We start from the raw sequence: 210 nt of genomic DNA, 5'->3' as shown, positions 1-210 counted from the left end.
ATAAATAACACCAGATCCTGAGGAAGCTTCTTGTTCAGAAGTCGTTGTTCCATCAAGGGATGAAGATGATTGGTAATTTAGAACACTCACTACCGCATCTTGTACTTTGTCTACTGCTTTTGTTACATCTGATGTTGTATCTACTGAAACTTTTTCTACTTTGGTAGCTTTATTATTTGAGTTTGAAGTTGTATCTGCATTGTCACCATT

At 35.7% G+C, this 210-nt stretch carries 1 pseudogene; it reads right to left on the bottom strand.

The annotated features are described in order from the left end of the window. Positions 1-210 (bottom strand): annotated as a pseudogene (locus NG901_RS17015) (hypothetical protein); the annotation flags it as partial.

The sequence above is a fragment of the Clostridium sp. CMCC3677 genome (assembly GCF_023845585.1).
Taxonomy (GTDB): Bacteria; Bacillota; Clostridia; order Clostridiales; family Clostridiaceae; genus Clostridium; species Clostridium aquiflavi.
Note: the sequence above shows the minus strand (reverse complement) of the source record. Positions and strands in the feature narration are given on the sequence as shown.